This is a genomic window from Xanthomonas cannabis (genome assembly GCF_040616535.1).
In the GTDB taxonomy this organism is placed as follows: domain Bacteria; phylum Pseudomonadota; class Gammaproteobacteria; order Xanthomonadales; family Xanthomonadaceae; genus Xanthomonas; species Xanthomonas cannabis.
In genome coordinates this window covers 4,710,502-4,730,771 of sequence record NZ_CP136580.1, presented here as the reverse complement: position 1 = coordinate 4,730,771, position 20,270 = coordinate 4,710,502, and the positions used below count along the sequence as shown (strand labels likewise).

General features: G+C 63.7%; 23 protein-coding genes. 11 read left to right on the top strand and 12 right to left on the bottom strand.

Annotated features, from left to right (window positions below):
- Positions 1 to 368: 368 nt before the first annotated feature.
- Both RZV17_RS20005 and RZV17_RS20000 read right to left on the bottom strand, forming a co-directional pair.
- On the bottom strand, positions 369 to 2,294 hold the full coding sequence (locus RZV17_RS20005) for a M61 family peptidase (protein ID WP_355606031.1): 1,926 nt from the start codon (positions 2,292 to 2,294) through the stop codon (positions 369 to 371).
- 200 nt (positions 2,295 to 2,494) lie between these two features.
- Entirely contained in the window at positions 2,495 to 2,827 is a 333-nt protein-coding gene (locus tag RZV17_RS20000; RefSeq protein ID WP_355606028.1) for a hypothetical protein, read from the bottom strand.
- Positions 2,828 to 2,976: 149 nt separating this feature from the next.
- Here RZV17_RS20000 and RZV17_RS19995 point away from each other — a divergent pair, with 149 nt between their 5' ends.
- From RZV17_RS19995 to RZV17_RS19985, 3 genes are all read left to right on the top strand, one after another.
- Positions 2,977 to 3,669, top strand: a complete 693-nt coding sequence (locus RZV17_RS19995; protein WP_355606025.1) for a hypothetical protein — start codon at positions 2,977 to 2,979, stop codon at positions 3,667 to 3,669.
- A gap of 426 nt (positions 3,670 to 4,095) precedes the next feature.
- Complete coding sequence (locus RZV17_RS19990; protein WP_355606023.1) at positions 4,096 to 4,521, top strand: hypothetical protein; 426 nt, start codon at positions 4,096 to 4,098, stop codon at positions 4,519 to 4,521.
- Positions 4,518 to 4,892, top strand: coding sequence for a hypothetical protein (locus RZV17_RS19985; protein WP_355606020.1), 375 nt, complete (start codon positions 4,518 to 4,520; stop codon positions 4,890 to 4,892). The genes RZV17_RS19990 and RZV17_RS19985 overlap by 4 nt, the downstream gene beginning before the upstream one ends.
- A gap of 126 nt (positions 4,893 to 5,018) precedes the next feature.
- Here the strand turns inward: RZV17_RS19985 and RZV17_RS19980 are convergent, their stop codons facing one another.
- Together RZV17_RS19980 and RZV17_RS19975 are read right to left on the bottom strand one after the other, a co-directional pair.
- Positions 5,019 to 5,855, bottom strand: a complete 837-nt coding sequence (locus RZV17_RS19980) for a restriction endonuclease (protein WP_355606017.1) — start codon at positions 5,853 to 5,855, stop codon at positions 5,019 to 5,021.
- A gap of 242 nt (positions 5,856 to 6,097) precedes the next feature.
- Positions 6,098 to 7,522, bottom strand: coding sequence for an alpha/beta fold hydrolase (locus tag RZV17_RS19975; protein ID WP_355606014.1), 1,425 nt, complete (start codon positions 7,520 to 7,522; stop codon positions 6,098 to 6,100).
- Positions 7,523 to 7,668: 146 nt separating this feature from the next.
- Between RZV17_RS19975 and RZV17_RS19970 the strand changes: the two genes are divergently transcribed.
- From RZV17_RS19970 to RZV17_RS19955, 4 genes are all read left to right on the top strand, one after another.
- Positions 7,669 to 8,565, top strand: a complete 897-nt coding sequence (locus RZV17_RS19970; protein WP_355606011.1) for a pseudouridine synthase — start codon at positions 7,669 to 7,671, stop codon at positions 8,563 to 8,565.
- A gap of 126 nt (positions 8,566 to 8,691) precedes the next feature.
- Positions 8,692 to 8,970: a hypothetical protein gene (locus RZV17_RS19965; protein WP_047695748.1), complete on the top strand. Its 279-nt coding sequence runs from the start codon at positions 8,692 to 8,694 to the stop codon at positions 8,968 to 8,970.
- A 169-nt stretch (positions 8,971 to 9,139) separates the two neighbouring features.
- The gene (locus tag RZV17_RS19960; protein WP_355606006.1) at positions 9,140 to 9,703 is read left to right on the top strand and encodes a TetR/AcrR family transcriptional regulator; all 564 of its coding nucleotides are present in this window, start codon (positions 9,140 to 9,142) and stop codon (positions 9,701 to 9,703) included.
- Positions 9,704 to 9,751: 48 nt separating this feature from the next.
- Positions 9,752 to 10,231 carry a nuclear transport factor 2 family protein gene (locus RZV17_RS19955; RefSeq protein ID WP_355606003.1) on the top strand — a complete coding sequence of 160 codons (480 nt, stop codon included), beginning with the start codon at positions 9,752 to 9,754 and terminating at the stop codon, positions 10,229 to 10,231.
- Between the two features lie 150 nt (positions 10,232 to 10,381).
- On the opposite strand, the gene RZV17_RS19950 is transcribed toward RZV17_RS19955, so the two are convergent.
- Positions 10,382 to 10,837 (bottom strand): hypothetical protein, encoded by a 456-nt coding sequence (locus RZV17_RS19950; RefSeq protein WP_355606000.1) that lies wholly within the window; start codon positions 10,835 to 10,837, stop codon positions 10,382 to 10,384.
- Positions 10,838 to 11,138: 301 nt separating this feature from the next.
- On the opposite strand from RZV17_RS19950, the gene RZV17_RS19945 reads away from it, so the two are divergent.
- Positions 11,139 to 11,540 (top strand): hypothetical protein, encoded by a 402-nt coding sequence (locus RZV17_RS19945; protein WP_355605998.1) that lies wholly within the window; start codon positions 11,139 to 11,141, stop codon positions 11,538 to 11,540.
- Positions 11,541 to 11,620: 80 nt separating this feature from the next.
- Here RZV17_RS19945 and RZV17_RS19940 read toward each other — a convergent pair whose 3' ends face one another.
- Both RZV17_RS19940 and RZV17_RS19935 read right to left on the bottom strand, forming a co-directional pair.
- Positions 11,621 to 13,252, bottom strand: a complete 1,632-nt coding sequence (locus RZV17_RS19940; RefSeq protein WP_355605995.1) for an alpha/beta hydrolase-fold protein — start codon at positions 13,250 to 13,252, stop codon at positions 11,621 to 11,623.
- Between the two features lie 422 nt (positions 13,253 to 13,674).
- Positions 13,675 to 14,112, bottom strand: coding sequence for a DUF6393 family protein (locus RZV17_RS19935; protein ID WP_355605992.1), 438 nt, complete (start codon positions 14,110 to 14,112; stop codon positions 13,675 to 13,677).
- A 388-nt stretch (positions 14,113 to 14,500) separates the two neighbouring features.
- Between RZV17_RS19935 and RZV17_RS19930 the strand changes: the two genes are divergently transcribed.
- Entirely contained in the window at positions 14,501 to 15,061 is a 561-nt protein-coding gene (locus tag RZV17_RS19930; protein ID WP_355605990.1) for a hypothetical protein, read from the top strand.
- 125 nt (positions 15,062 to 15,186) lie between these two features.
- Here the strand turns inward: RZV17_RS19930 and RZV17_RS19925 are convergent, their stop codons facing one another.
- From RZV17_RS19925 to RZV17_RS19910, 4 genes are all read right to left on the bottom strand, one after another.
- A complete protein-coding gene (locus tag RZV17_RS19925; protein ID WP_355605988.1) occupies positions 15,187 to 15,603 on the bottom strand; it encodes a type II toxin-antitoxin system VapC family toxin in 417 nt (138 codons plus the stop codon).
- Entirely contained in the window at positions 15,600 to 15,854 is a 255-nt protein-coding gene (locus RZV17_RS19920) for an Arc family DNA-binding protein (RefSeq protein ID WP_179456104.1), read from the bottom strand. The genes RZV17_RS19925 and RZV17_RS19920 overlap by 4 nt, the downstream gene beginning before the upstream one ends.
- 145 nt (positions 15,855 to 15,999) lie before the next feature.
- Positions 16,000 to 17,112, bottom strand: coding sequence for a type II toxin-antitoxin system RelE/ParE family toxin (locus RZV17_RS19915; RefSeq protein WP_039564723.1), 1,113 nt, complete (start codon positions 17,110 to 17,112; stop codon positions 16,000 to 16,002).
- Positions 17,099 to 17,305: a hypothetical protein gene (locus RZV17_RS19910; protein ID WP_166744656.1), complete on the bottom strand. Its 207-nt coding sequence runs from the start codon at positions 17,303 to 17,305 to the stop codon at positions 17,099 to 17,101. Before RZV17_RS19910 ends, RZV17_RS19915 begins: the two co-directional genes overlap by 14 nt.
- A gap of 275 nt (positions 17,306 to 17,580) precedes the next feature.
- Between RZV17_RS19910 and RZV17_RS19905 the strand changes: the two genes are divergently transcribed.
- Positions 17,581 to 18,105, top strand: coding sequence for a hypothetical protein (locus RZV17_RS19905; RefSeq protein ID WP_355605984.1), 525 nt, complete (start codon positions 17,581 to 17,583; stop codon positions 18,103 to 18,105).
- 32 nt (positions 18,106 to 18,137) lie between these two features.
- Here RZV17_RS19905 and RZV17_RS19900 read toward each other — a convergent pair whose 3' ends face one another.
- Positions 18,138 to 19,403 (bottom strand): phosphatidylserine/phosphatidylglycerophosphate/cardiolipin synthase family protein, encoded by a 1,266-nt coding sequence (locus RZV17_RS19900; protein WP_047695578.1) that lies wholly within the window; start codon positions 19,401 to 19,403, stop codon positions 18,138 to 18,140.
- 282 nt (positions 19,404 to 19,685) lie between these two features.
- Between RZV17_RS19900 and RZV17_RS19895 the strand changes: the two genes are divergently transcribed.
- Positions 19,686 to 20,237, top strand: a complete 552-nt coding sequence (locus RZV17_RS19895) for a YdeI/OmpD-associated family protein (protein ID WP_184368274.1) — start codon at positions 19,686 to 19,688, stop codon at positions 20,235 to 20,237.
- Positions 20,238 to 20,270 lie beyond the last annotated feature (33 nt).

Genomic DNA, 20,270 nt, shown 5'->3' with positions numbered 1-20,270 from the left:
CGCTTTTCTTTCAGCGTCTTGGTCGGCTCTTTCTTCTGGCTCTTCTTCTGGTCCATCCCCTTGCTCATGACACCCTCGTAGTTGCTGGATTGATCGGTCGGGCAGCGCCAGCACCTGGCGTGCCTGCGCACTGTAAGGCTTGTGCGCTATGGAATGGCAGAGGGGCTGGCGAAGCGGGGCGAGTGGCGACAGGCGGCAGCAGGCGTGGCGTGTCGTCATGCCGTCGTGCCGGCTGTCCAGCACCGCGTGCGACCTTCGTGTATTCATCCGAAGCGGCAGGCAGGGTTCGCCTTCCAGCTACCAGCCGGGAAAGGCGTCTCCCACCCCGGCCGCAGTCGAATCAACGCCTCAGCTCGGCACGCCTCACCTCACCGGGGCGCAAGCAGCTTGGCCAGGGTGTCCGGCCGGCTGGCGAGCCGCTCGAGCCGTGGGTAGCGCAGTGGCCCCGCATACCGAATCTGCACGTCCGCGCGGTGTTCGTCCTGCGCAATGCCCAGCACGATGGGGTGGCTGGCGGAGCCACGCACTGCATCGCGTAACGCCTCGGGGTTGAACGGCGATCCATTGATGGTCAACAGGCGCGTGCCTGGCCGTAGCCCGGCCGCGAACGCGGGGCCGTTCCAGGCGACCGTGCGCACCATACCGTCGGCGCGCGCTGCCAAGCCGAGCGAATAGCTGAGATCGGAAACGCCTGCTTCGGCTTCGCTGGCAAGGAATGCCGCTGTTGGTGTGTCCGTGTAGACAAGCGCCCAACCGTGTTGGCTCAGGCCGCGCGTCGTGTCCAGTTCGTCGTGGGCATCGATCCATCCGCGCAGGAAGCCTGCCCAATCCGCAGGCGCCACCGCATTCAAGGTGGTGCAGATGTCCTCGAACGTATAGGTACGCGTTGGCGCGTCTGGTGTGGCCCCGGCGAAGAAACGCTGCGCGAACTCGTCGATGCCGTGCTCGCCGCCGCTGCGTGCGCGCAGCTCGGCATCCACCGCCAGCCACAGCATCACACCTTCGGCGTAGTAATCGCGTCGGCGCTGCCAGTCGCGCCACGCCACAGGCTGGCGCAGCATGAAAGCCGGGTAGTGCACATCGTCGGACAGGGAGCGCCATGCCCGCCCGGGCCGTGTCGCGATCTCTGCTGCTTCGATGGCCAGGCGGTCGCGTACTTCGTCGGGCGTGAACTGCCCCGCCCGGGTCGCCAGCACCCGTCCCCAGAATTCCGTCTGCCCTTCGTACATCCACAACAGGCTTCCGGAGACCGGCACGTTCGGCGTCGGTGCCCACAGGTCGGCAGGTGTTCGGTAGAAGCCATTCCAGGCATGCACGATTTCGTGCGCGATCAGATCGCGGGAGAGGATCTGCCCCGGCCAATCCTGGAAATGCGACGACGCCAAGCCATTCTCGCTGGACGCGCGATGCTCGATGCCGCCGGCCGAACCGTCGTCGCTGAGCCGCGCCAGGATCTCGTAGCGCGCAAACGGCGGTGTGCCGAACACCGCGCGTAGCTGCGCGAGCAGCGCTTGCAGTTCGGCCACACGTGCGGGCGGTACCTGCAGGTCTTCGGGCCGCAGCGCAACGATGTCCAGCGACACGGCGCCGGCCAGCGGCAACTGCGCGGCATAACGCCCGGCAAGCACCGGCGCGTCCAGCAACGTTTCCAGCGACGTCGTCTTGAAGTCGTAGTGTGTGCCGTGCGCGCGCTCCACGTCCAACGCGGTGAACGGCCGCAGCCCGTCCGGCAGCGTCAACGTGGCGGCGACCGGAATATTCCTCGCATACCAACCGGCCGGGTACAGCAACAACCGCTGCCAGGGTATAGAGACGATGTCGCGCGTCAGCAGATCGCCGCCAGCCACCATCTGGAACCGCACCTCGAGCTGCTGCGTCCCGGCAGGCACCTCCACATGGAAGGCATGCGGCTCATACGCATCGCGTCGCCATTGCAGGCGGCGGCCGGCAGCATCGATTTCCAGGCCCGCAAGATCGGTCACAGTGAGGCTCGGCCCGTGGCTGGCAGCCTCCCAGCGCGGATAAAGCAGCGTCAGCGTGCCGCCTGTGCCAACCGGCACCTGCTGGTGCACGGTGAAGATGCGCCGCGCCACGTCGGTGGCGTCCACGTGCACGCGCAGTACCCCGGCAAAGGGGCGGTCCACCGGCAGTGCAACTCCCGGCAGCGGCGCAACGTAGCGCGGGCCGGTACTGGACTGTGCGAACCCCTGGCCGGCGAACAGCGCCAACGCAACTACCAGGACCAGTGCACGCATGAAACGGAAAGAGGTGATGTGTCTGGAATGGATGCGCATCGCACGGCCTCGAACAAGGCCGTGATCCTATACGCCTGCAACAAGCTGCAGCCACAGGCAGGGCAGCAGGCTGCTCCAGCTCGCTTTGGCGAATTTACCCGCAGGCCATCGCCGCGCGCACGTGCCACAAACCAAACGCCCGCGTGCGACCGTCAAGGTGCGCACGCGGGCGTTGGTGGCATCCGGCAACAGCAGCAGCGTTACTTGGCTGGTACGCGCTGGTACTGCTCGCCGCCGGTATTGAGGTGGCCGTTGCTCTCGTCGATGGCGAAGTTCACCGTCTCGCCATCGTTGGTCACCTGCAGCGCCCCGTCCTTGTAGACCGCCGGGTAGCTCTCGGTCTTGGGCTGGCGGCTGAAGAACTTCGGCGTGGTGCTGCGGACCATGAAGGTCTCGCCATTGCGCTCGATGTCCATCGTCTCGTCCTGCGTCTGCACGTTGACCCAGTGGCCGACGAACTTCTCGCCCTCCTCCTTGGCGCAACCGCTCACCAACAGTGCCGCAGCCAGCGCGGTGCCCATCCACTTCATCATCGTGTGTTCTCCAGTTGAGGCTGCGGCGAGGATGGCGGGTGGGGGATGTAGGGGAGGTCAAGGCTACCGTGCTACCGCGGGTCCACTGCAAGGGCGGCCCACGCCGTTGGTAAGATCAACCTGACCTAATCAAAAGAAGCGGACTACGCGTGAATTGGTATCGCATCGCTTTTACCAGCTTGCTCCTAACCCTAATCGCCGCGTTAGCGCTGTCTGCAAAATCAGTAACCTCTTATTTCAATGAAGTGTCTGAACAGCCCGCGCCTCGGCAGCAGGCCACAATTCCATCGCCGCAGGACATGATCCTTATATGGACAGCGATCGTAGATCAGCCATATCCCGGATTGCCGTCTCCGCCCAAGCACAAAGACGACCAGGCGGCTACAAAACGTAAACCGGTGGTACTGCTCGATCGATCCACGCAGACGTGTGCAGATACCAGAGCGCAGCAACCGTGCGCTTCAAGTTTGAATCAAGAGCTGCTCGCAGGTTCCGCTGTCGATGCATTTGTATCCGAGCAGGCGCGAGAAGCACTGATCCTAGCGAATGCCAGCCAAGTGACGGTACGGCTATCTGACAGCACCTACGTTCAAGGAGCGTCAACCGCTGCCGTCGATGCCTTGCTTGTCGACTTCAACTGGGCGGCTTTCTACAAGGCGTTCCCGGGAACGGCCGGGTACTTACAACTGAGCGTGCCAGTCCTCGTCGATGGAGGCTCCCACGCCTTGGTATATGCCGAACAACGTTGTGACGGGCTATGTGGCACGGGCACGCTCTACCTCCTGACCCGTGGAGGCGACGGATGGAAGATCACCAATGGACTTGTACTGTGGGTCAGCTGAGGTGGCCTAGTCATCGTTGCAGTGCTGGGTCATGAGGCTTTATACCGGAGCAGGTACGCCGAAATGAACCTGATCCCGTTCTAGAAAAAGTCAACCTGACCCCGTTAATCGCAGCTCCGCCAAGGGGAAGCTTAATCTGACCTCGTTTAACGGAGTGCGTCAGCATTTAATGAGATTTGATCAAAAGCCCTTTGTCATTCAGTCTTCTCACTCCCTTCAAAGCTTGATATTCCGGTTACGATGAAAGAGGATGTGGGGCGATTTCAAAAATCATTTAAAAGGCATGCTTGATGGAATTTGCGATTTGCCTAAGCGCCATGCTAAAAAATAAAGGAGGGACTGTGGTCAGGAAGTTGAGCTTCTTCCATTGGGTGCACGGCCGAGAAATGTTCAGCGCCGTGTGGTTTACCTGGGAGAGGGAGTAGTATGGAGAGTTCGACACTTTCATCGATAGCCGATGTCCTAGGCATTATTGGCTTCGCTATCACGCTGTTGGTCTGGCGACTTACTGGTAATTTGTCAAAAAAGTTCCTGCGTCGTGCACGAGTGCCCCAGATAAGGGAAGATTTATCACTGTTGAGTAGCGAACTACTAATCGCAATGAAACCGAAAAATGTCGATGATGTTGGCGGCGTCTTGTCTAAGATCGAGTCCTCACTGGATAGCGCTGCTGACAAGATTTCCTATTGGAGTCGTGGCGACATAAAAAGGTTGCGACAGAAAATAAGATCTGTCCGGTTGAATAATGTGTTCGAAGTTGGTCAGATAAGACCGCTGCATAACGAGCTTCTTGGCGTAATTGAATTTTTAAAGAATGTCGAGAAGGACAATTCTTGGGGGGCTATGGAATGAGTTTGAACGACAGTGTGTCTAGGCTGATTGAAAAGGTTACGTGGGAAACCGTAAGTGGAAAAGTAGAGTGGCACTTTTCTACCCCCCCAAGTCAGTTAACTGAGGGTACATCAGATGTGATTTCTGTCTATGTTATTTGTAAATATAAAGGGCAGCGCCTGGCTGTGTTTGAAAAACGGCATAAGTATTACACTGATGTGGATGACTGGTCGTGGACATATCTCAATGTTTTCGCCGTCATTGATCAAGCAGGGCGGGTGATTTTTGAGACACCTGAGGCTGATATTCAAGTGAACAATTTGTTCAACCTTGCGCGGGACAATGCTTCTGGAATTGATAATATTATTAACTCCCTTTTGTCAGATGAGTAGGATACATGGCCGAACTTCACCACGATTAAAATCGGAGATGAGCAGAGATAAACATTAAAATACCCCCGGATAGGAGAACAGCGCGGCGAGCCAGCAGATCCCCAGGACAAATGGGGTCAGGTTCACTTATTCGGTTCCTCTGCACCTCGGGAACTGACTGCAGCCTAGAAAATTCTTGCCGGTGCGCCGGTTCGTTCTGTCCACAAGCGCACCACCGCAGCGCGGGCAGCTTGGGATGGCAACGGCTGCGGACGCAGCGGGGTCAGGGGAGGCAAAGGCAGGTTCGATACGCACAGGCGGCACCGTCGGCTGCGCTTTAGCTTGCCGTTGTGTCGTTCGAATCATGTCCAACAACTGCTCTCCGCCAATCAATTCAATCGGCTTGCCTTCGGCGAAGCGCTCTGCATCTTTCGTGTAGATACCGATGCAGGCGATCTTGACTGCATGGGCCTGGTGATGGGCGAGTAGGCCGTACATTTCGCGCACGACGCTGACGCCGACCTGCTGGCGCTTCCATTGCTTGCATTGCACCAGGGTGCGGCGGCCGTCCTTGCGCAGGATCAGGTCGATGCCGCCGTCGGGGCCACCCAGGCCGGTTTCTTCGACGCTGTAACCCTGGCGGCGAAAGGCTTCGCCCACCAATAATTCGAACTGGCGCCAGCCGCCGGCGGCCAGGCTCTCCAATGTTGTGCGTGTTTCCAGAAAGCGTCGCCGGCTGCGTGTGCCCAGATAGGAAAACAGCGCGGCAAGCCAGCAGACGCCGAGCAGCGTCCAGGCCAATGGCGCGAACATTCCACTCGATTGGTGGGCGAAGCCCTGCGACAGCATTCCGCCCTGGTGAGAGAACCACCAGCCGATGCCGTAGCGCACCAGCAGATATGCAGCGATTCCCATAACGAAGCCAACCGGCCACGGCAATGCGGCCAACGCTTCGAATCCACCCTGTTTCTTTCTGCGTCCCATGCAAGAACCCCCGTTCCAGCTTCGACCATAGCCGCTGAAACAGGGTTTGTCAGCATGCCAGCCACGCTACTGCGATCTGGTTTCCATCAAACACAATGAATGATGCTCTGCGATGTAACGGGCCCGCATCCAGCGCAGAAGCTTGAGTCCGCTTGCGACGGTTTCAACTTGGCTTGTCGAGGTGCTCAAAGCGCCAAGCGATGTGGAATAAGGGCCAATGTGAGTGTCGTACCTGCCACCCTTCATTGTTTTCCCGGCTCACTGCAAGACGCAGCAACCTTCCGCTGCCCCACAAAATCAGCAACCGCACTCACAAAACACGCAGGCGCCGCAAACGCCAGCAGATGCGCGCCACGCTCGACGGTGCTGAAGGTCACCGGGCCTGCCGCTTGCAGCAATGCGGCATGTGCCTGCGCGCCGGCATACGGGGTATTGGGATCCAGCGTGCCGTGGATGATCAGTGTGCGTGGCAGGGTGGTGGGGCTGCGGCCGAACCAGGCGTCGCGTGGGTAGGTCGGCAGGCCTGCGTCTACCAGCAGGCCGGGAATGGAGCTGACGAACAACGCGTCCTTGGCTTCGGCTGCCACTGTTTCGCGGGTGAGGGTTGGGCGTGCATTGTTTTCGGATGCGATCAGCATGACCAGCGGCAATGCGGGCTGGTTGTCGCCGCTTTGCCCCATTGCGGCGAGTGCGGTCTGTAGATCGGCGATGGAGGCGGTGAGTAACGTGGCATCGTCGCGAGCCAGGCCATCGATGATGGCGGGAATGCGGTCGCGCAGGGTGGGGAAGTTGAGCAACATCCCCAGCAAGCGCTTGAGATCTTTGCCGGGAATGTACGCACGCCATGCGGCGCTGTCGCTGCGATCGAGCACGCTGCGATAGGTGGCGATGTGTGCGTCATCCAGCAGCGCGCGCCCAACGGCGTCGACCACGGCAGTCCGGTGGCTCAAGTCCCATTGCGTGGCCGTTTCCGGCGGCACCAGGCCATCCAGCACCAGCCCATCCAACGGCACCGGCGCCACTTGCAGGGTGCGCAGCGCCAACTGGGTGCCGTAGGACACGCCGTACAGCAGCACCTCGCCCTTGCGTCGCTGTTGGCGGATGAGCAGTGCAAGATCCTGCGCGGCTTCGGTAATGGTGAAGGCCTTGGTGCGTTGCGCATCTGCGTACAGTGCGCCGATGCACGGGCCCCATTCGGTGCCGGCCAGACCAACCCCGTCTGCGCTGTGCGGTGCTTCTTGCTCAGGGCACAGGCGGGTTGAACGCCCGGTGCCACGATGGTCGGGGATGATCAGGTCGTAGCCGGGAAAGGCGCGCCGGTAGGTGTTGATCATCGGATAGAGCGAGGCGCCGGCTTCGCCCGGCCCGCCCGCGATCAGCCAGACTTCGCCGCGTCGCTTGCTCTGGTCTGCTGCCGGAAAACGGCGGACGAACAGGTTGATGGTGCCGGCATCCGGTGCTTCATGCCGCAGCGGCACCTGGGCGAGCAGGCATTCGCTACCGACCAACGATGTCTGCGCCGCAGCGTCGGCACACGCAGAGAATGACGGCGGCGACGCCTGCGCTGCGGTGGCAAACGGCGCAAGCAGCGCAGCAAGGCAGGCAAGGGCGGCATAGATCGCAGGACGACGCATCGAGTTCCATCTCTTGGCAAAGAGCCGCAGCATTGCCCAACGCGGCGTCGAGCGTATCGCCCGAAAGTCACTCTTGCCCGCTCAGCCGCTTGCGTCCGTTATGCCGCAAGAACGGAGCAGGCAAACGCGGGTAGGGTACGATGCCAGCCCTGTTCGTATGAGCGCGCCTTGTTGTGGCCATGCTTCCGGCACGCCCGATGCTCGATGGCATCCCCGCCAGCCAGTTCCAGTTGCCGCCCGGCCATTGGTCCACGGTGTTGGAAGCGCTGTGCGCGTGCTTTGCGGGTGTGGGTGCCGCCACCTGGCAGGACCGCTTCGCGCGCGGGCGTGTGCTGGATGCCGGAGGCCGCGCGCTCGACGCCTCCGCAGCGTATCGCCTGGGCGCGGAGATTCTGTACTTCCGCGAGGTGGCGGACGAGCCGGTCATTCCATTCGCCGAGACTGTGGTGCACGCCGACGCGCACGTGGTCGTTGCCTGCAAGCCGCACTTTCTGCCGGTGGTGCCAGCTGGCGCCTATGTGCGCGAGACATTGCTGACGCGGTTGGTGCAGCGCCTGGATAACCCGGCGTTGGTGCCGCTACACCGCATTGATCGCGAGACTGCGGGGTTGGTGTTGTTCTCGGCCAACCCGGCCACGCGCGGGATCTACCAGGCGTTGTTTCGCGAACGGCGCATCCGCAAGCACTATCTTGCGATCGCACCGCCGCTGCCGGGGCTGACGTTTCCGTATGTGCATCGCAGCCGGCTGGAGCCGGGCGAGCCGTTCTTCCGCATGCGCGAGGGCGTGGGCGAACCAAACAGCGAAACGATGATCGATGTGGTCGCGCGTGGCGAGCACACGTGGACGTATCGGCTGGAGCCGGTCACCGGGCGCAAGCACCAGTTGCGTGTGCACATGGCCGCACTGGGCGCGCCGATTCTGCACGACCGTTTCTATCCCGAGCTGGAAGACCAGCGGCCCGATGATCCTGAGCGGCCGCTGCAACTCTTCGCACACACGTTGGCGTTTGATGATCCGATAACCGGTGAGCCGAGATATTTCACTGCAACCGTCGGAACAATGCAGTCAACTTGAAACGATGGCACCACGACGGCTCGCATCGTTGAAAGCCGTACGCATTATCTGATTTTCAGATATCCGAAATAATGCGCTAGCGTGAGCTCACGGACATCCCGTCCGCACACGTCGAGCGCGAATGCCATGACGACTTCGAAAACCCGCAGGATGACTACGCTGCTGACGCAGCAAGAACACTTCAGCTTCGGCGTCACCGTCGAGCAGATCGACCGGTTCCACACGCTGCTGCGCACGATCACCGCGCAAAGCGACATGGTGGCGGTGTGCAGCGGCCAGGCGCTGGATAACGGCAGCGTGTCGATCCTGGGCGAGAGCATCTTCAATGCCGCGCGTGCGCTGCGCGGCATCGTCGACGAGATCGATGCACAACCTCTGTGCGGCGAACACCAGCGCCTGCGGTAGACAAGGCGGCGATGAGCTGACCACGCCGCGCGCGGTCGCGTGTGGTTGCCACGCAGCCACCCTCATGCGCACACGGAAGACCGGCCGGGGCTCGATCCAACGCCAAGCGCCGTATTGACATCAGAGAATGATCGTTCTACTTTACCGAGAACGATCATTCTCAGTCCACATGAAGCCCTCGCTACCCGAACCTGAGCCCCACGCCGCATTGCTCGATGCTACCGAGCGCCTGATCTACGCCGGCGGCATTCATGCCACCGGCATGGAGGCGATCGTCAAGGCGTCCGGGGTGGCGCGCAAGACGCTCTATCGCCTGTATCCGACCAAGGACGCATTGGTGGAAGCGGCCTTGTTGCGCCGGGACGAGCGCTGGATGGCCTGGTTCGTGGCCGCCACCTCGCACAGCGACGATCCGGTAACGCGCCTGCTGGCGTGCTTCGACGCGTTGCAGAGCTGGTTTGCCGATAACCGCTTCCATGGCTGCGCGTTTCTCAATGCGGCCGGTGAAATCGGCGACCCGAACCATGTCATCCGCAGGGCGGCACGCTTGCACAAGCAGCGCTTGCACGCGTATCTGCACGGCCTGGTGGTGGCCACCGGCCGGCCAGACCCGGATGCGCTGGCGCAGCAACTATTGGTGTTGATCGACGGCGCGATTGCCGTCGCGCTGGTCTTTGGCGGTACGGAGTCTGCAACCACCGCCCAACAGGCTGCCCGCAAGTTGCTTGGGTAGCGTCCTTTCCTTCCGTTTTCTGTTCTGCCTTCTGTGAGGAGTGTTGCCATGTCATCGCCTGCATCGTCGCGCCCATCGCTGCCGCCCTTCACCCACGACAGCGCCTTGCTGAAAGTGCGCCTGGCCGAAGACGGCTGGAACAGCCGCGACGCGGCCAAGGTGGCCCAGGCTTATAGCGTGGACACGCGTTGGCGCAACCGCGCCGAGTTCGTCACCGGCCGCGATCAGGCGCAGGCCTTCCTCGAACGCAAATGGTCCAGGGAACTGGAGTACCGGCTCATCAAGGAGCTGTGGGCGTTCAACGAAAACCGCATCGCGGTGCGCTATGCCTACGAATGGCGCGACGATTCCGGCAACTGGTTCCGCTCTTATGGCAACGAGAACTGGGAATACGATGCCGACGGCCTGATGCGCGCGCGCCACTCGTCCATCAACGACCTGCCCATCCAGGAATCCGAGCGCAAGTTCCATTGGCCGCTCGGGCGCAGGCCCGATGCACATCCTGGCCTGTCCGATTTGGGACTGTGACAGCCGCGCTGTGCGTACAGTTGGCTGTGGCGCCTGCGCCGCGGGAATGACCGCGGCGGCACGTACCGAGACGCAATGGCGTCGGTTTGGCGATGAGCGGCCGGGCGATGGGAGGAGCACGGGAGTACCTCACCGCGCTCGCCCATGTGCTCAACGCACCTTGTACAACACCGCCGCGCCGGGCCTGGGCTCGAACATCGGCACGGTTTGCTGTTTGAGCGCGGTGCCCTTGGCGTCCCACACCAGCGTTTCGACCGGGTACTCGTCCTTGCGGGTCATCGCGCCGATCTGTTGCACGATCACGGTCTCGGCGGCCGGCACGTCCGGGTTCCAGGCGAACACGCCAAGGCGGCCGTAGAACACCGCTGGGGCGGTAGCGTCCAGGCGGCGGTCCGGGCACATGACCAGGCCGCGTTCCAGCATCACCCGCAGCGCGCCCACGGGCACGGCCTTGACGGTGGGGCTGGTGCGCTCGGTGCTGTGGCCGGGGCAGACATTGGCCGAGCGGGTGATCATGTCTTCAGCGACCTGTCGGTCGGATTGGGCCAGCGCCGGTAGCGCGGCGGTGGACAGGGCAAGTACGGCGAGCGCGGATTTCCAGGGCATCTGACAACTCCTCATGAGGTGACACTCCAATACTGCAGCCCGTTGACGTGCAGGCTGCTGCCAGTGACGCGCCCGGAGCCTAGCAACCCCCGTGTTAAACACGGCGAAGGCTGGCGCCGCCTGGCCGCTGGTGCACGCACGCCGCAACCAGCCCGCCGCCGCCAGGGCATCAACGCGGCAGCATCCGGCCGCTGCGTAACGCAACGGTTGCTGACGCTGGGATCGCGTGTCAGGAGACTCCCGATTGAGCCGCAGTGGTGACACGGATAGCGTGCGCGCAATCACACCGCTGGATTGCCCCATGGAACGCGCCGACCTCATTGCATCACTGCTCACCGGCATGCGGCGCGCCGAAGACTTCCGTGCGCAGGCGTCCATCTACAGCACTGCGCATAGTCAGCAGATGGAGGTCGACCACGGCAAGGCTGCCGACGCCGAGCTGGTGCTGTCGCTGTTCGCCTTCACGCCGGAGCACATCAAGCTGCTGGGCAGCGCCGGCATCGAGGCCCTGGGCGAGATCGTCTGCCACGCCTGGGCCTTGAACGGCGGCAACAATGAGGCGTTGATCGGCTGGTTCCGCAAGCCCATGAACGCACTGGACGGGCAGACGCCGGCCGCCCTGGTGCGCAGCGGCCGCCTGCAGGTGCTGCTGCTGGTGCTCAGGCAGCAGCAGGCGTGGGAGCTGCCGAAGCGTTCGGCCTGAAGCGCGGTCCCGGCGCCCGTCGCGTTTGACGCACGTGCGGCCAGCGTGCCGATCGGCACGCTGGCCGTGCATCGGTGCGCTTACTGCTTCGGTCGCGCCACCGCGTACATCTCCCAGGCGATCTTCTTCATCAAGGCGTTGTTGTCGTCGCCTTCTTTGTACAGATCGAAGTGGGTGCGGCCTTCCAGGTAGCGGAAGTCGCTCTTGGCGCCCAGGCCGTCCAGCACCGCCTGGAACTTGCGCGCCGCGCCATCCAGGTAGAACGTGTCGGCGGTGCCGACGATCAGGTGGATCTTGCCGTCCAGATCCGGCTTGAGCGTGGGCCACTGCGCCGCCACCCGTGCGGCGATGTCGTAATGGTCGCGCCAGTACGCCACCACGGTGGGATCGACCTTGCCGGTGGTGCGGTCGAACATCGGCAGCGGGCGGCCGTCCGGCCCGCGTGGGGAGAACACCCAGTCGAACGAGGTGAACTGGCCGCCGTACTGGCCCAGCACCGCTTCGAGCCTGGCGAAGGCTTCCAGATCGGCCACCACCTTGCCCTGGTCGCGGATCAGCGGGAACTGGCTGCCGTCCGCGCGGCGGTAGACATTGGCATTAGGCGCGTATAGATCCGGCCCGGTGAAGTCGTGGAAATCGCTGGAATCGGGCGAGGTGGACCAGGTGCCGCCGAACAGCTTGGGGTAGCGCGTCTGCAGCCATAGCGTGGCCCAGCCACCAGACGAATGCCCGTTCAAGAACCGGCCTTTGGCCTTGCCGTCCATCTTGTACTGGCGTTCCAGCGCGGGGATCAGCTCTTCGGTCAGTGCGGTGCCCCAGGGGCCGTTGTTGACCGAGTCGGCGAACTCATGGGTGCCGGTGGGCGTGGACTGGTCCAGGAACACCCAGATCATCGGCGGCATCTGCTTGGCGGCCATCGCGGCCCAGGTGGACGCGATGCTGCCGGCAAAGCGGTTGTAGTTGCCGCCGAAGCCATGGGTGACATACACGGTGGGATAGCGCGTGGCGGCCTTGGCGTCGTAGCCGGGCGGGGTGAGCACCCGCGCGCGCAGGGAAATCGGCCGGCCCCAGAACGCACTCAGCGCGGGGCTGACCAGCGACGCATCGGCGCTATGCAGCTTGGCCTCGGGCACGGCATCGCGCACGGCCTGCGGCGCACGCGGCGAGAGCTGCCACGGGTCGTCCGAGGCCGGCACCTGCGTGCTCAGCGTCAGCGCGGGCAGCGCGGCATGCTTGCCGCCCAGGGTGACCGGCGTGACGGCGCTCAGCAGGTCGCCGCCATCGCGGCCCATGTAGCCGTAGCTGTGGTTCGGATCCAGCACGGCCTGAAACAGATACTCGCCAGCCGGTAATGCCGAGAACCCGCTGGGGAAGGCGATGTTGTCCAGATCGATCTGCACGCTGCCGCCTGGCGCAAGGCCGGTCACCTCCTGCGCGGCCACCGCCGTGGCGCTGGGCCGGAACGGGTTGGTATCCACCGCCTCCACCTTGCCGGCCTTGCCGTCCTTGTTGGACTGCTTGGCCTGGGCCTCGGCATCCTTGGCCAGCGTGGCGAACACCAGCAGCCGGCCGGAGGTGGGCTGGTCGGTGGCGCCGCCCAGGGTGACACGCAGCAAGCGATGGGCCGGCGCCGGCGCGGCAGCCTGCACGGTGCAGGCGCACAGCAGGCCAACGGCCAGGCCCACACGCGGAGCAAGACGATGTAGGGACATGCAGATCCTTTGAAACCCAGGTGGATGGAGTGGGCGCAGATGGCCCTGCGCAGACTGTAGCCAGTTCCGGTTGGTCGGGTGCGAAGTGCGACATATGGTCTCCGTAGCTGAGCTGCCTGTCCAGGAATCACCTCCTCAACCGGACCCGGCTCCAGCGGCATCGCGAGCAGCGAAAGCGCCAGCATGAAGCTGGGCCAGCCTCAAGTAAAAAAAGCCAGCGTTGGTTTCAAGCCGGTAAGTGCCTGACAGATAGCAAATCTAATGTTGGCGCTAGATTCCGCTTGTTCCCGGGGAGGCGCTTGCTACGGCAGATCGTGTTTGATCCCGTGACAGACGCATTGAAAGCGATCGCAGCGTTGCGTTGAAGACGGCCGTCATCGGTTCTTACGTCGGTTTTCCCGGCCATGGGGTGCTTGGTTGGATTACTGGCTTTTGATGCAGACAGCGTCGATGTGCGTCACTTTGCCGCTGGAATCCAAGGAAAAAGTCATCACGATAGAGCGCGCATCGGGGTCCATGATCGCCTGACCCTTGTTGTCCCTGACGACCAGCTTGCCTGCCGTGTTTTCAATGATCCTTGAGGTTGGAGAATTGCCGAATATCTTCAGCACCGTTGCTCTTGCTGTAGACAGCTGTATGTATTTGCTGACGATGCTGCTCACGTCGATCTGCTGGAGTCGAAGGGGTTGTTGGGACGCATAAATTTCGTCGAGCATGGGTCCGGCTTCTGCTTTCGGGATGCCATCCTGCTTCGAAGCGGTGCGCATCGTCTCTGCATTGATGCAGGACGAAGGTGAGAGCATCGCGATACCTATGAATGCGAAGGTTGCAGCCCAACGGTTTAGCATGATGTATGGCATGGTGATCTCCTGATGCAGCTGGTCATATGGATCAGATGTCTGCGAGCTATTCCAGGCAACCGTTCTATCTTGACGGATGTCTGATGTGAGCGCTGGAGCGCCGTGCTTGCTTCCGAAATCCGAGCTGCATCACGCAACGATGTCGTTGAGACGATTTGCCGGGTTTGCGAGGTGTTGGTCTTCAACGATGCACACACCAGCGGCGTGGCCAGCTGGGTGGCGTAGGTGTGGTGCTCCCACACACGCGCATGGTGTCATCGTACGCAATCGATCATCTGCCGCTTGGCGTTATGCACAGGTGCCGTTGCGACTTCCATTCAAGACGCAAGCGGTAGCCGCGCAAGAGCCGCTGCCGACACCTTGCATCGCAGACCAAGGAGTGATCGAAATGAAACGTAAAACCAGTTATCGCGGTGCGCTTGCGGCATGTGGCCTTTCGCTCGTCGTGGCCGCGCTGTGCATGGACGCTGCCGTTGCAGCACCGGTCACCGGAGCGGACAAGGTCACGCTGACCCATGTCTTTGCCACGCTGCAGACGGGCCAGCAGGATCAGAAGCCGGAAGATATTGCGGCCTGTCGCAAACAGGTGTCGGCACCAGATTCCAAGTATCTGGGGGTGACGGTCACCACCAAGTACTCCATCGACGTGCAGTCCAAGATCATGTCTGCTTCTTCCTCGCTGCCCTCTCCGGTTGCCACGCAGCCGCTGGTGCTCACGGTGCCGCTGTCGCCGTTGGGCTTGTCTGGCGAGTATGCCTTCGGGGCATTTCGACCGAGCGCGCTGCCCAACACGTATGTGCTGTTCTCGGTAGGGCTGGATTTCAAGGGACCGCAGTCGTCCGTGCTGGTGCTCAACAGCGACAAAGCCTACAACTGCCTGGTCACCAGCAATCCGGCGCCGTTCAAGGGGTCACTGGGTACAAAGCTCGGCAAAGACCAGGGGACGTGATGGCTGCAACCGCCGGCTAATTGACGAACGGGCTGAAGACATCTTCGGCTCGTTCGGTTGCTGCTTTCAAAACAGTGCGTCAGAAATCGGCGCCGAAATGCCGGTTTATCACCGCGCGCTCCAGCTCAATTCCACGGGTGAATGACCTCCAACGCCATTGCCTCAAACGGGGCAGTGTCGCGAGTGGCAACGGCCAATCCTTGCGCGGCTGCCGTTGCAGCGATGTAGGCATCGGCGCGCCCGAGTGTGAGTCCTGCGGTTCTGGCTTTCGATGCAAGCGCCGCAAATGCGTGTGATGCATCCAGATCGAATGCGAGCAGGCGCCCGTCGAACAGTGGCAATACCTCGCCCACCAACCGAGCATGCAAGGTGGATCGCTTTCGGCCCTTGGGCATCACGGCAATACCGAAACGGAGTTCAGCCACCGTCACGACCGACAGGAACAGTGTCTCAATGGCCTGCGCATCGATCCAGGCGAGGACGGACGGATTGGGCTTGGGCCGCCAAAGCGCTGAGACGACGTTAGTGTCGAGCAGGATCACTTCAGATGGATCGGCTTGATCGCGGCCTTGTCGCGCAATTTGTCGAAGGCGTCGGCTTCCCTGGCAGTCAAGCCGGCATCGCGACCGATCTCTACCAGCAGGGAACCGAGCTTGACCCGGTCAGCGGGTTTGGCCGCCGATTCAAGGATCGCGCGGATTTCTGCTTCAGTACTGCGGCCGTGGAGTGCAGCCCGCGCGCGGATCGCGCGATGCACGTCGTCTGGGATATTGCGGACGGTGAAAGAAGGCATATGGCCCTCCCGGTGACATCAGGTTGCTTGCACTTTAGAGAAGTGCAAGCACTCAGGCAACGTCAGCACGCCCGGTATCGAATGCAGTCATTCCCGCATTAGCAGGTAAGTGGAATCCGGGCCCAACCTGGCCCCACCCCACCCCTCACCGATACGGCCCCGGCCCGCGCCACACCGGTTCGCCCTGCTTGTAGACCTCCATCATGTTGATGACCTCGCGGGCGTCGCCGATGGTCTTCAGCTCCGGCGAGTCCGGTGGCAGCAGGCGGCATTTGCTGGAGCCGCGTTTGAGGGCGACCTCCAGCGGGCAGACCATGCGCTGCTGGGTGCCCGGCAGGATGATGGCGATTTCCTGCATGCCCTGTTCCTTCCACACCCGCAGCTGGGTTTCGCTGCGCACGTCGTAATAGACCTGGAAGCCGCCGATATCCAGGCTGGGCTGGGCGTTGTTGCGGTCGCGGCGGCGGCCCTCGCTGATGGTGGGCGTGTAGGCGGTGCCGTCTTCGGCGGCGTCGGCGGGTTCGTCGAGCATGCCCGGTGGGCGCCCGGTCCAGGTCTCGGGGCGACGCTGCGGCGGCGACGACGGTTCGGCCGGCGGTTGCGGCGGGGTGGGGCGCTGCACGGGGCGGGTCTGGCGCTGCTCGGTCAGGCCGCCACGGCGGGTGTTGCCCGCCGGCGGCACCGGGTTCCTGGCGTTCTGGACCAGGGTGGACTGCACCGGCGAGGCGGCCGGCGGCGGCTGCACCGGGGCCGGGGTCTGCGAGGGCGGCGTGGGAGTCGGCGAGGGCGTGGGTTGCTGCGGCTGGCTGGTGTCGCCGACAAAGTCCACCTTGGTGCGGCCACCGCTGGGCGAGCCCTGCGGCGGAGTGACGGTGGGGGTGGAGGCCGACAGCAGGATCAGCAGCATCAGCACGTGCAGCAGCGCGCTGATCAGCGCGGCGATCCACGGCTCGATGCGTTCGATCAGCGGCTCGGTGCGCGGCAGCCAGTCGCTGGCGTCGAGGTGGACATGCAGCAGTTGCAGCGCGTCGTCGCGCACGCGGTAGACCAGCACGTACGGGGTTTGCCTGACCACCCACTCGCGAGTGCCAGGCACCCGGCCGGCACGGCCACGGCCGGGCTGCTCGGCCAGCGTGCGGGTGGCTTCCAGCACCTGCCGGCCCATGGCGGCGGCCGCGGCCGGGTTGAGCGCGTGGTAGTGATCCTGGGCGTGGGCAAGCTGCTTGGCGGCCGGGACGGTCCAGTCACGCCGTAACATCAACGCCCCACCTGGCGAACAGTGCGCCGACCTGCGCCGGTGCGGCAAACGCGCCCTGCTCTGCGGCGGCAATGCCGTCCTGCACCGCAGCCTGGAAGCTGGCATCGCCCACGGCGCGAACCACGTCGTCCCAGCCGGCCGTGTCGGGCAGCGTGTCGATCAGCGTGTGGGCGTCTTGCTTGATGGCGGACATGGCACTGCGGTGGGGGAACACTGCGCGCAAGTCTACCTGTGCCGCTCCCGTTCGCGTGTGGCAACCGCCGGCGCGCGTTTGCGGTGTTCACCGGCCGGGGCGGGAACGCACCCGCTGCGGTGGTCCTACGTGCGCACAGCCCTGCCAGACGGCGGCTTGCCGGCGACGGGCCGCCACGCCGCCGCCTGCAGAAAGTGACACTTGGCACCTTGTTCGCGCCGGTGGCTGGTTTCATTCTGCGTCGGTCGCTTCAACCCACCCGCAAAGGAACCGCCATGCCCGCCGCTGCCATCGCACCGCTGACGCCGTATCTCTCGATGGCCGCCATTGGCTACCTCTACTACTGGCGCATCCGGCGCAGCTTCGGCCGCCAGCAGTGGAAGCCGGCGAGCACGGCAGTGCGCAGCGTGGTGCTGATCGTCGCGGCCGCGGCGCTGGCGTATGCGGTCTACGGCTTGCCGCAGGTGCGGGCCGGCATTGCCGTGGGCACGTTGGTGGGCATGGGGCTGGGTGCGCTGTCGCTGCGCTATACGCATGCCGAGTGGGTGGACGGGCGCGGCTGGTATACGCCCAACCCCTGGATCGGCGCTGCGTTGATGCTGGTGTTGCTGGGCCGGCTGGCCTGGCGTTGGGCCTCGGGCGCCTTCAGCCAGGGCGTGACGGTGGCCGGTTCGCAGGCCAGCGCGCTGACCCTGGGCATCGCCGCGGCGCTGGTGCTGTATTCGCTGGTCCACGTGGGCGGGGTGTGGTGGCGCCTGCGCCAGCTGCGTCTGCAGGCCGGAACTACCGCGCCGCTGTGAGGCGGTGTTGCTGACGGCGGACGCCGTGCGCACTACACCTGCGAGCGGAACGGGAATACCAGCTTCTCGCCCAGCTTCTGTCGCAGTGGGCGTGCGCGCCACCGCTCCAGCGTGTAGCGCTCGGCGCGTTGCAGGTCGGCCTCGAACACCTCGGTCATGCGCGCGGCCAGGGTGCGGTCGTAGACGTTCAGACTGGCCTCGTCGTTGAGGCGGAACGAGCGGATGTCGAAGTTGGTGGAGCCCACCGACACCAGCAGGCCGTCGATGATCAGCAGCTTGGTGTGCAGCATGGTGGGCGTGTATTCGTGGATGGCGATGCCGGCCTGCAGCAGCGGCTCCCAGCTGGCCTTGGAGGCCAGCCGCACCGAGATCGCATCGATATGCTTGCCGGGCAGCAGCACGCGGATGTTGACGCCGCGGCTGCGCGCTTCCAGCAGCGAGCGGGTGATCAACGCATCCGGCACGAAATACGCTGCAGCCAGATCGATGGACGTGCGCGCCGCGGCAATGGCGATCAGGTACATCAGGTGCATGCTCTCGCTGCCGCCGGCGGGCGAGGCCACGAACAGCTGCGCATCGCTGTCGCCGGCCGGTGCCAGCTCAGGGTAATACTCGGCGCCGTTGAGCACGCGGCCGGTGCTCTTGATCCAGTTGTCGTTGAAGGCCGCCTGCACCTGCGCCACCACCGGCCCTTCGATCCGGTAGTGCGAGTCGCGCCAGTGGTCCGGGTCCTGCGCATCGCCCATCCACTGGTCGGCGACGCCCACGCCACCGGTGAAGCCGAGACGGCCGTCGATCACCAGCAATTTGCGATGCGTGCGGTTGTTGACGCGATGCAGGTTGTACCAGGTCAGCGGACGGTAGCGATGCACTTCCACGCCGGCCTCGGTCATCTCCTCCACCAGCGACGGGTCCATCTTCAAGCTGCCGCCCCAGTCGATGGTGACGCGCACCTTGACCCCGGCGCGCGCGCGCGCGGACAGCGCCTCGCTGAACTCGCGACCGATTTCGCCCGACCAATAGATATAGGTCTCGAAGGTGATGGTGTGCTGCGCGCCGCGGATGGCGGCCAGCATCGCCGGAAAGATCTCGCGCCCGTTCTGCAGCACATCGATCTTGTTGCCGGGCAGGATCGCCGGCCCCAGCAACACCGACATCTCGCGCTTGAACTGCGGGTCGGACACGTCATAGCAATGGCCGGGAATGTGCTGGAGCTTTTTCTCAGGCGTGGCGAAGTTGAGCGCCAGCAGCCCCATCACCAACGTGATGACGACCGTGGCCACGATGATCCATGTCATGCATCCAACTCCGGTTCCCCTGCCATTGCGGCCACAAGCGGCCGGCATTCTGGCAAGGCGGACGGCATGGGGGGTGTGAAGGGCGCGGCATGGATGAGGAAGACCAAGCGCATCGCGCCGGCGTAAAACGCGGCGCGTTGGGACCGCTGTGTCGCACTCAATCGTAGGGGCAAGGCACGCACCTGCACGACATGCGACCTCGACAAGGCTGCCGCGTCGCGCTGCATGTGGTCGGTTCTGCAGCGCTGCGTGTGGCGATCTTGCGGTGCTATGGTCCGCAGCATGGTCAACGCCGTTGCCACCATCTGCTGCAAGGCGACGTTGCTGGCACCTGCGGCGCCTGCCGGTGCGTCCTGGCTGTTTCTGGTGCTGCCTACGGCGGCCAGCGACAGGCTGCCCACGCGCAGCATGGTGACGGTGGCGGGCACCCTGGCCGGGCAGCGCTTGCAGGCGACCCTGCAGCCGGACGGGCAGGGTGGGCATTGGCTCAGGGTTGATCGCGCGCTGCAGCAGGCGGCGGGCGTTGCGGCCGGGCAGGCGGTGGCACTGGAGATCGCGCCGGTGGACGTGGAACCCGAGCCGGTCGTGCCGGACGATCTGCACGCCGCACTGGCCGCGCATCCGGCCGCGCGTGCGACCTGGGATGACATCACCGCAGTGGCGCGGCGCGACTGGATCTTCTGGATCGTCTCGGGCAAGAAGGCCGACACGCGGGTCAGGCGCGTCGCCACCGCCTGCGACATGCTCGCGGCCGGCAAGCGGCGTGCGTGCTGCTTCGATCGCTCCGGGATGTACAGCAAATCGCTTGCGGCGCCGACCCCAAAAGCGGACTGAAGCGATCGGCCCGGCGTGCACTGTGCCGCTGTA

Coding starts and splice junctions, on each gene's coding strand:
- RZV17_RS20005 (WP_355606031.1), bottom strand. CDS start 2,294: ATGCGCATCCATTCCAGACACATCACCTCTTTCCGTTTCATGCGTGCA.
- RZV17_RS20000 (WP_355606028.1), bottom strand. CDS start 2,827: ATGATGAAGTGGATGGGCACCGCGCTGGCTGCGGCACTGTTGGTGAGC.
- RZV17_RS19990 (WP_355606023.1), top strand. CDS start 4,096: ATGGAGAGTTCGACACTTTCATCGATAGCCGATGTCCTAGGCATTATT.
- RZV17_RS19985 (WP_355606020.1), top strand. CDS start 4,518: ATGAGTTTGAACGACAGTGTGTCTAGGCTGATTGAAAAGGTTACGTGG.
- RZV17_RS19980 (WP_355606017.1), bottom strand. CDS start 5,855: ATGGGACGCAGAAAGAAACAGGGTGGATTCGAAGCGTTGGCCGCATTG.
- RZV17_RS19975 (WP_355606014.1), bottom strand. CDS start 7,522: ATGCTGCGGCTCTTTGCCAAGAGATGGAACTCGATGCGTCGTCCTGCG.
- RZV17_RS19970 (WP_355606011.1), top strand. CDS start 7,669: ATGCTTCCGGCACGCCCGATGCTCGATGGCATCCCCGCCAGCCAGTTC.
- RZV17_RS19965 (WP_047695748.1), top strand. CDS start 8,692: ATGACGACTTCGAAAACCCGCAGGATGACTACGCTGCTGACGCAGCAA.
- RZV17_RS19960 (WP_355606006.1), top strand. CDS start 9,140: ATGAAGCCCTCGCTACCCGAACCTGAGCCCCACGCCGCATTGCTCGAT.
- RZV17_RS19955 (WP_355606003.1), top strand. CDS start 9,752: ATGTCATCGCCTGCATCGTCGCGCCCATCGCTGCCGCCCTTCACCCAC.
- RZV17_RS19950 (WP_355606000.1), bottom strand. CDS start 10,837: ATGCCCTGGAAATCCGCGCTCGCCGTACTTGCCCTGTCCACCGCCGCG.
- RZV17_RS19945 (WP_355605998.1), top strand. CDS start 11,139: ATGGAACGCGCCGACCTCATTGCATCACTGCTCACCGGCATGCGGCGC.
- RZV17_RS19940 (WP_355605995.1), bottom strand. CDS start 13,252: ATGTCCCTACATCGTCTTGCTCCGCGTGTGGGCCTGGCCGTTGGCCTG.
- RZV17_RS19935 (WP_355605992.1), bottom strand. CDS start 14,112: ATGCCATACATCATGCTAAACCGTTGGGCTGCAACCTTCGCATTCATA.
- RZV17_RS19930 (WP_355605990.1), top strand. CDS start 14,501: ATGAAACGTAAAACCAGTTATCGCGGTGCGCTTGCGGCATGTGGCCTT.
- RZV17_RS19920 (WP_179456104.1), bottom strand. CDS start 15,854: ATGCCTTCTTTCACCGTCCGCAATATCCCAGACGACGTGCATCGCGCG.
- RZV17_RS19915 (WP_039564723.1), bottom strand. CDS start 17,112: ATGTTACGGCGTGACTGGACCGTCCCGGCCGCCAAGCAGCTTGCCCAC.
- RZV17_RS19910 (WP_166744656.1), bottom strand. CDS start 17,305: ATGTCCGCCATCAAGCAAGACGCCCACACGCTGATCGACACGCTGCCC.
- RZV17_RS19905 (WP_355605984.1), top strand. CDS start 17,581: ATGCCCGCCGCTGCCATCGCACCGCTGACGCCGTATCTCTCGATGGCC.
- RZV17_RS19900 (WP_047695578.1), bottom strand. CDS start 19,403: ATGACATGGATCATCGTGGCCACGGTCGTCATCACGTTGGTGATGGGG.
- RZV17_RS19895 (WP_184368274.1), top strand. CDS start 19,686: ATGGTCAACGCCGTTGCCACCATCTGCTGCAAGGCGACGTTGCTGGCA.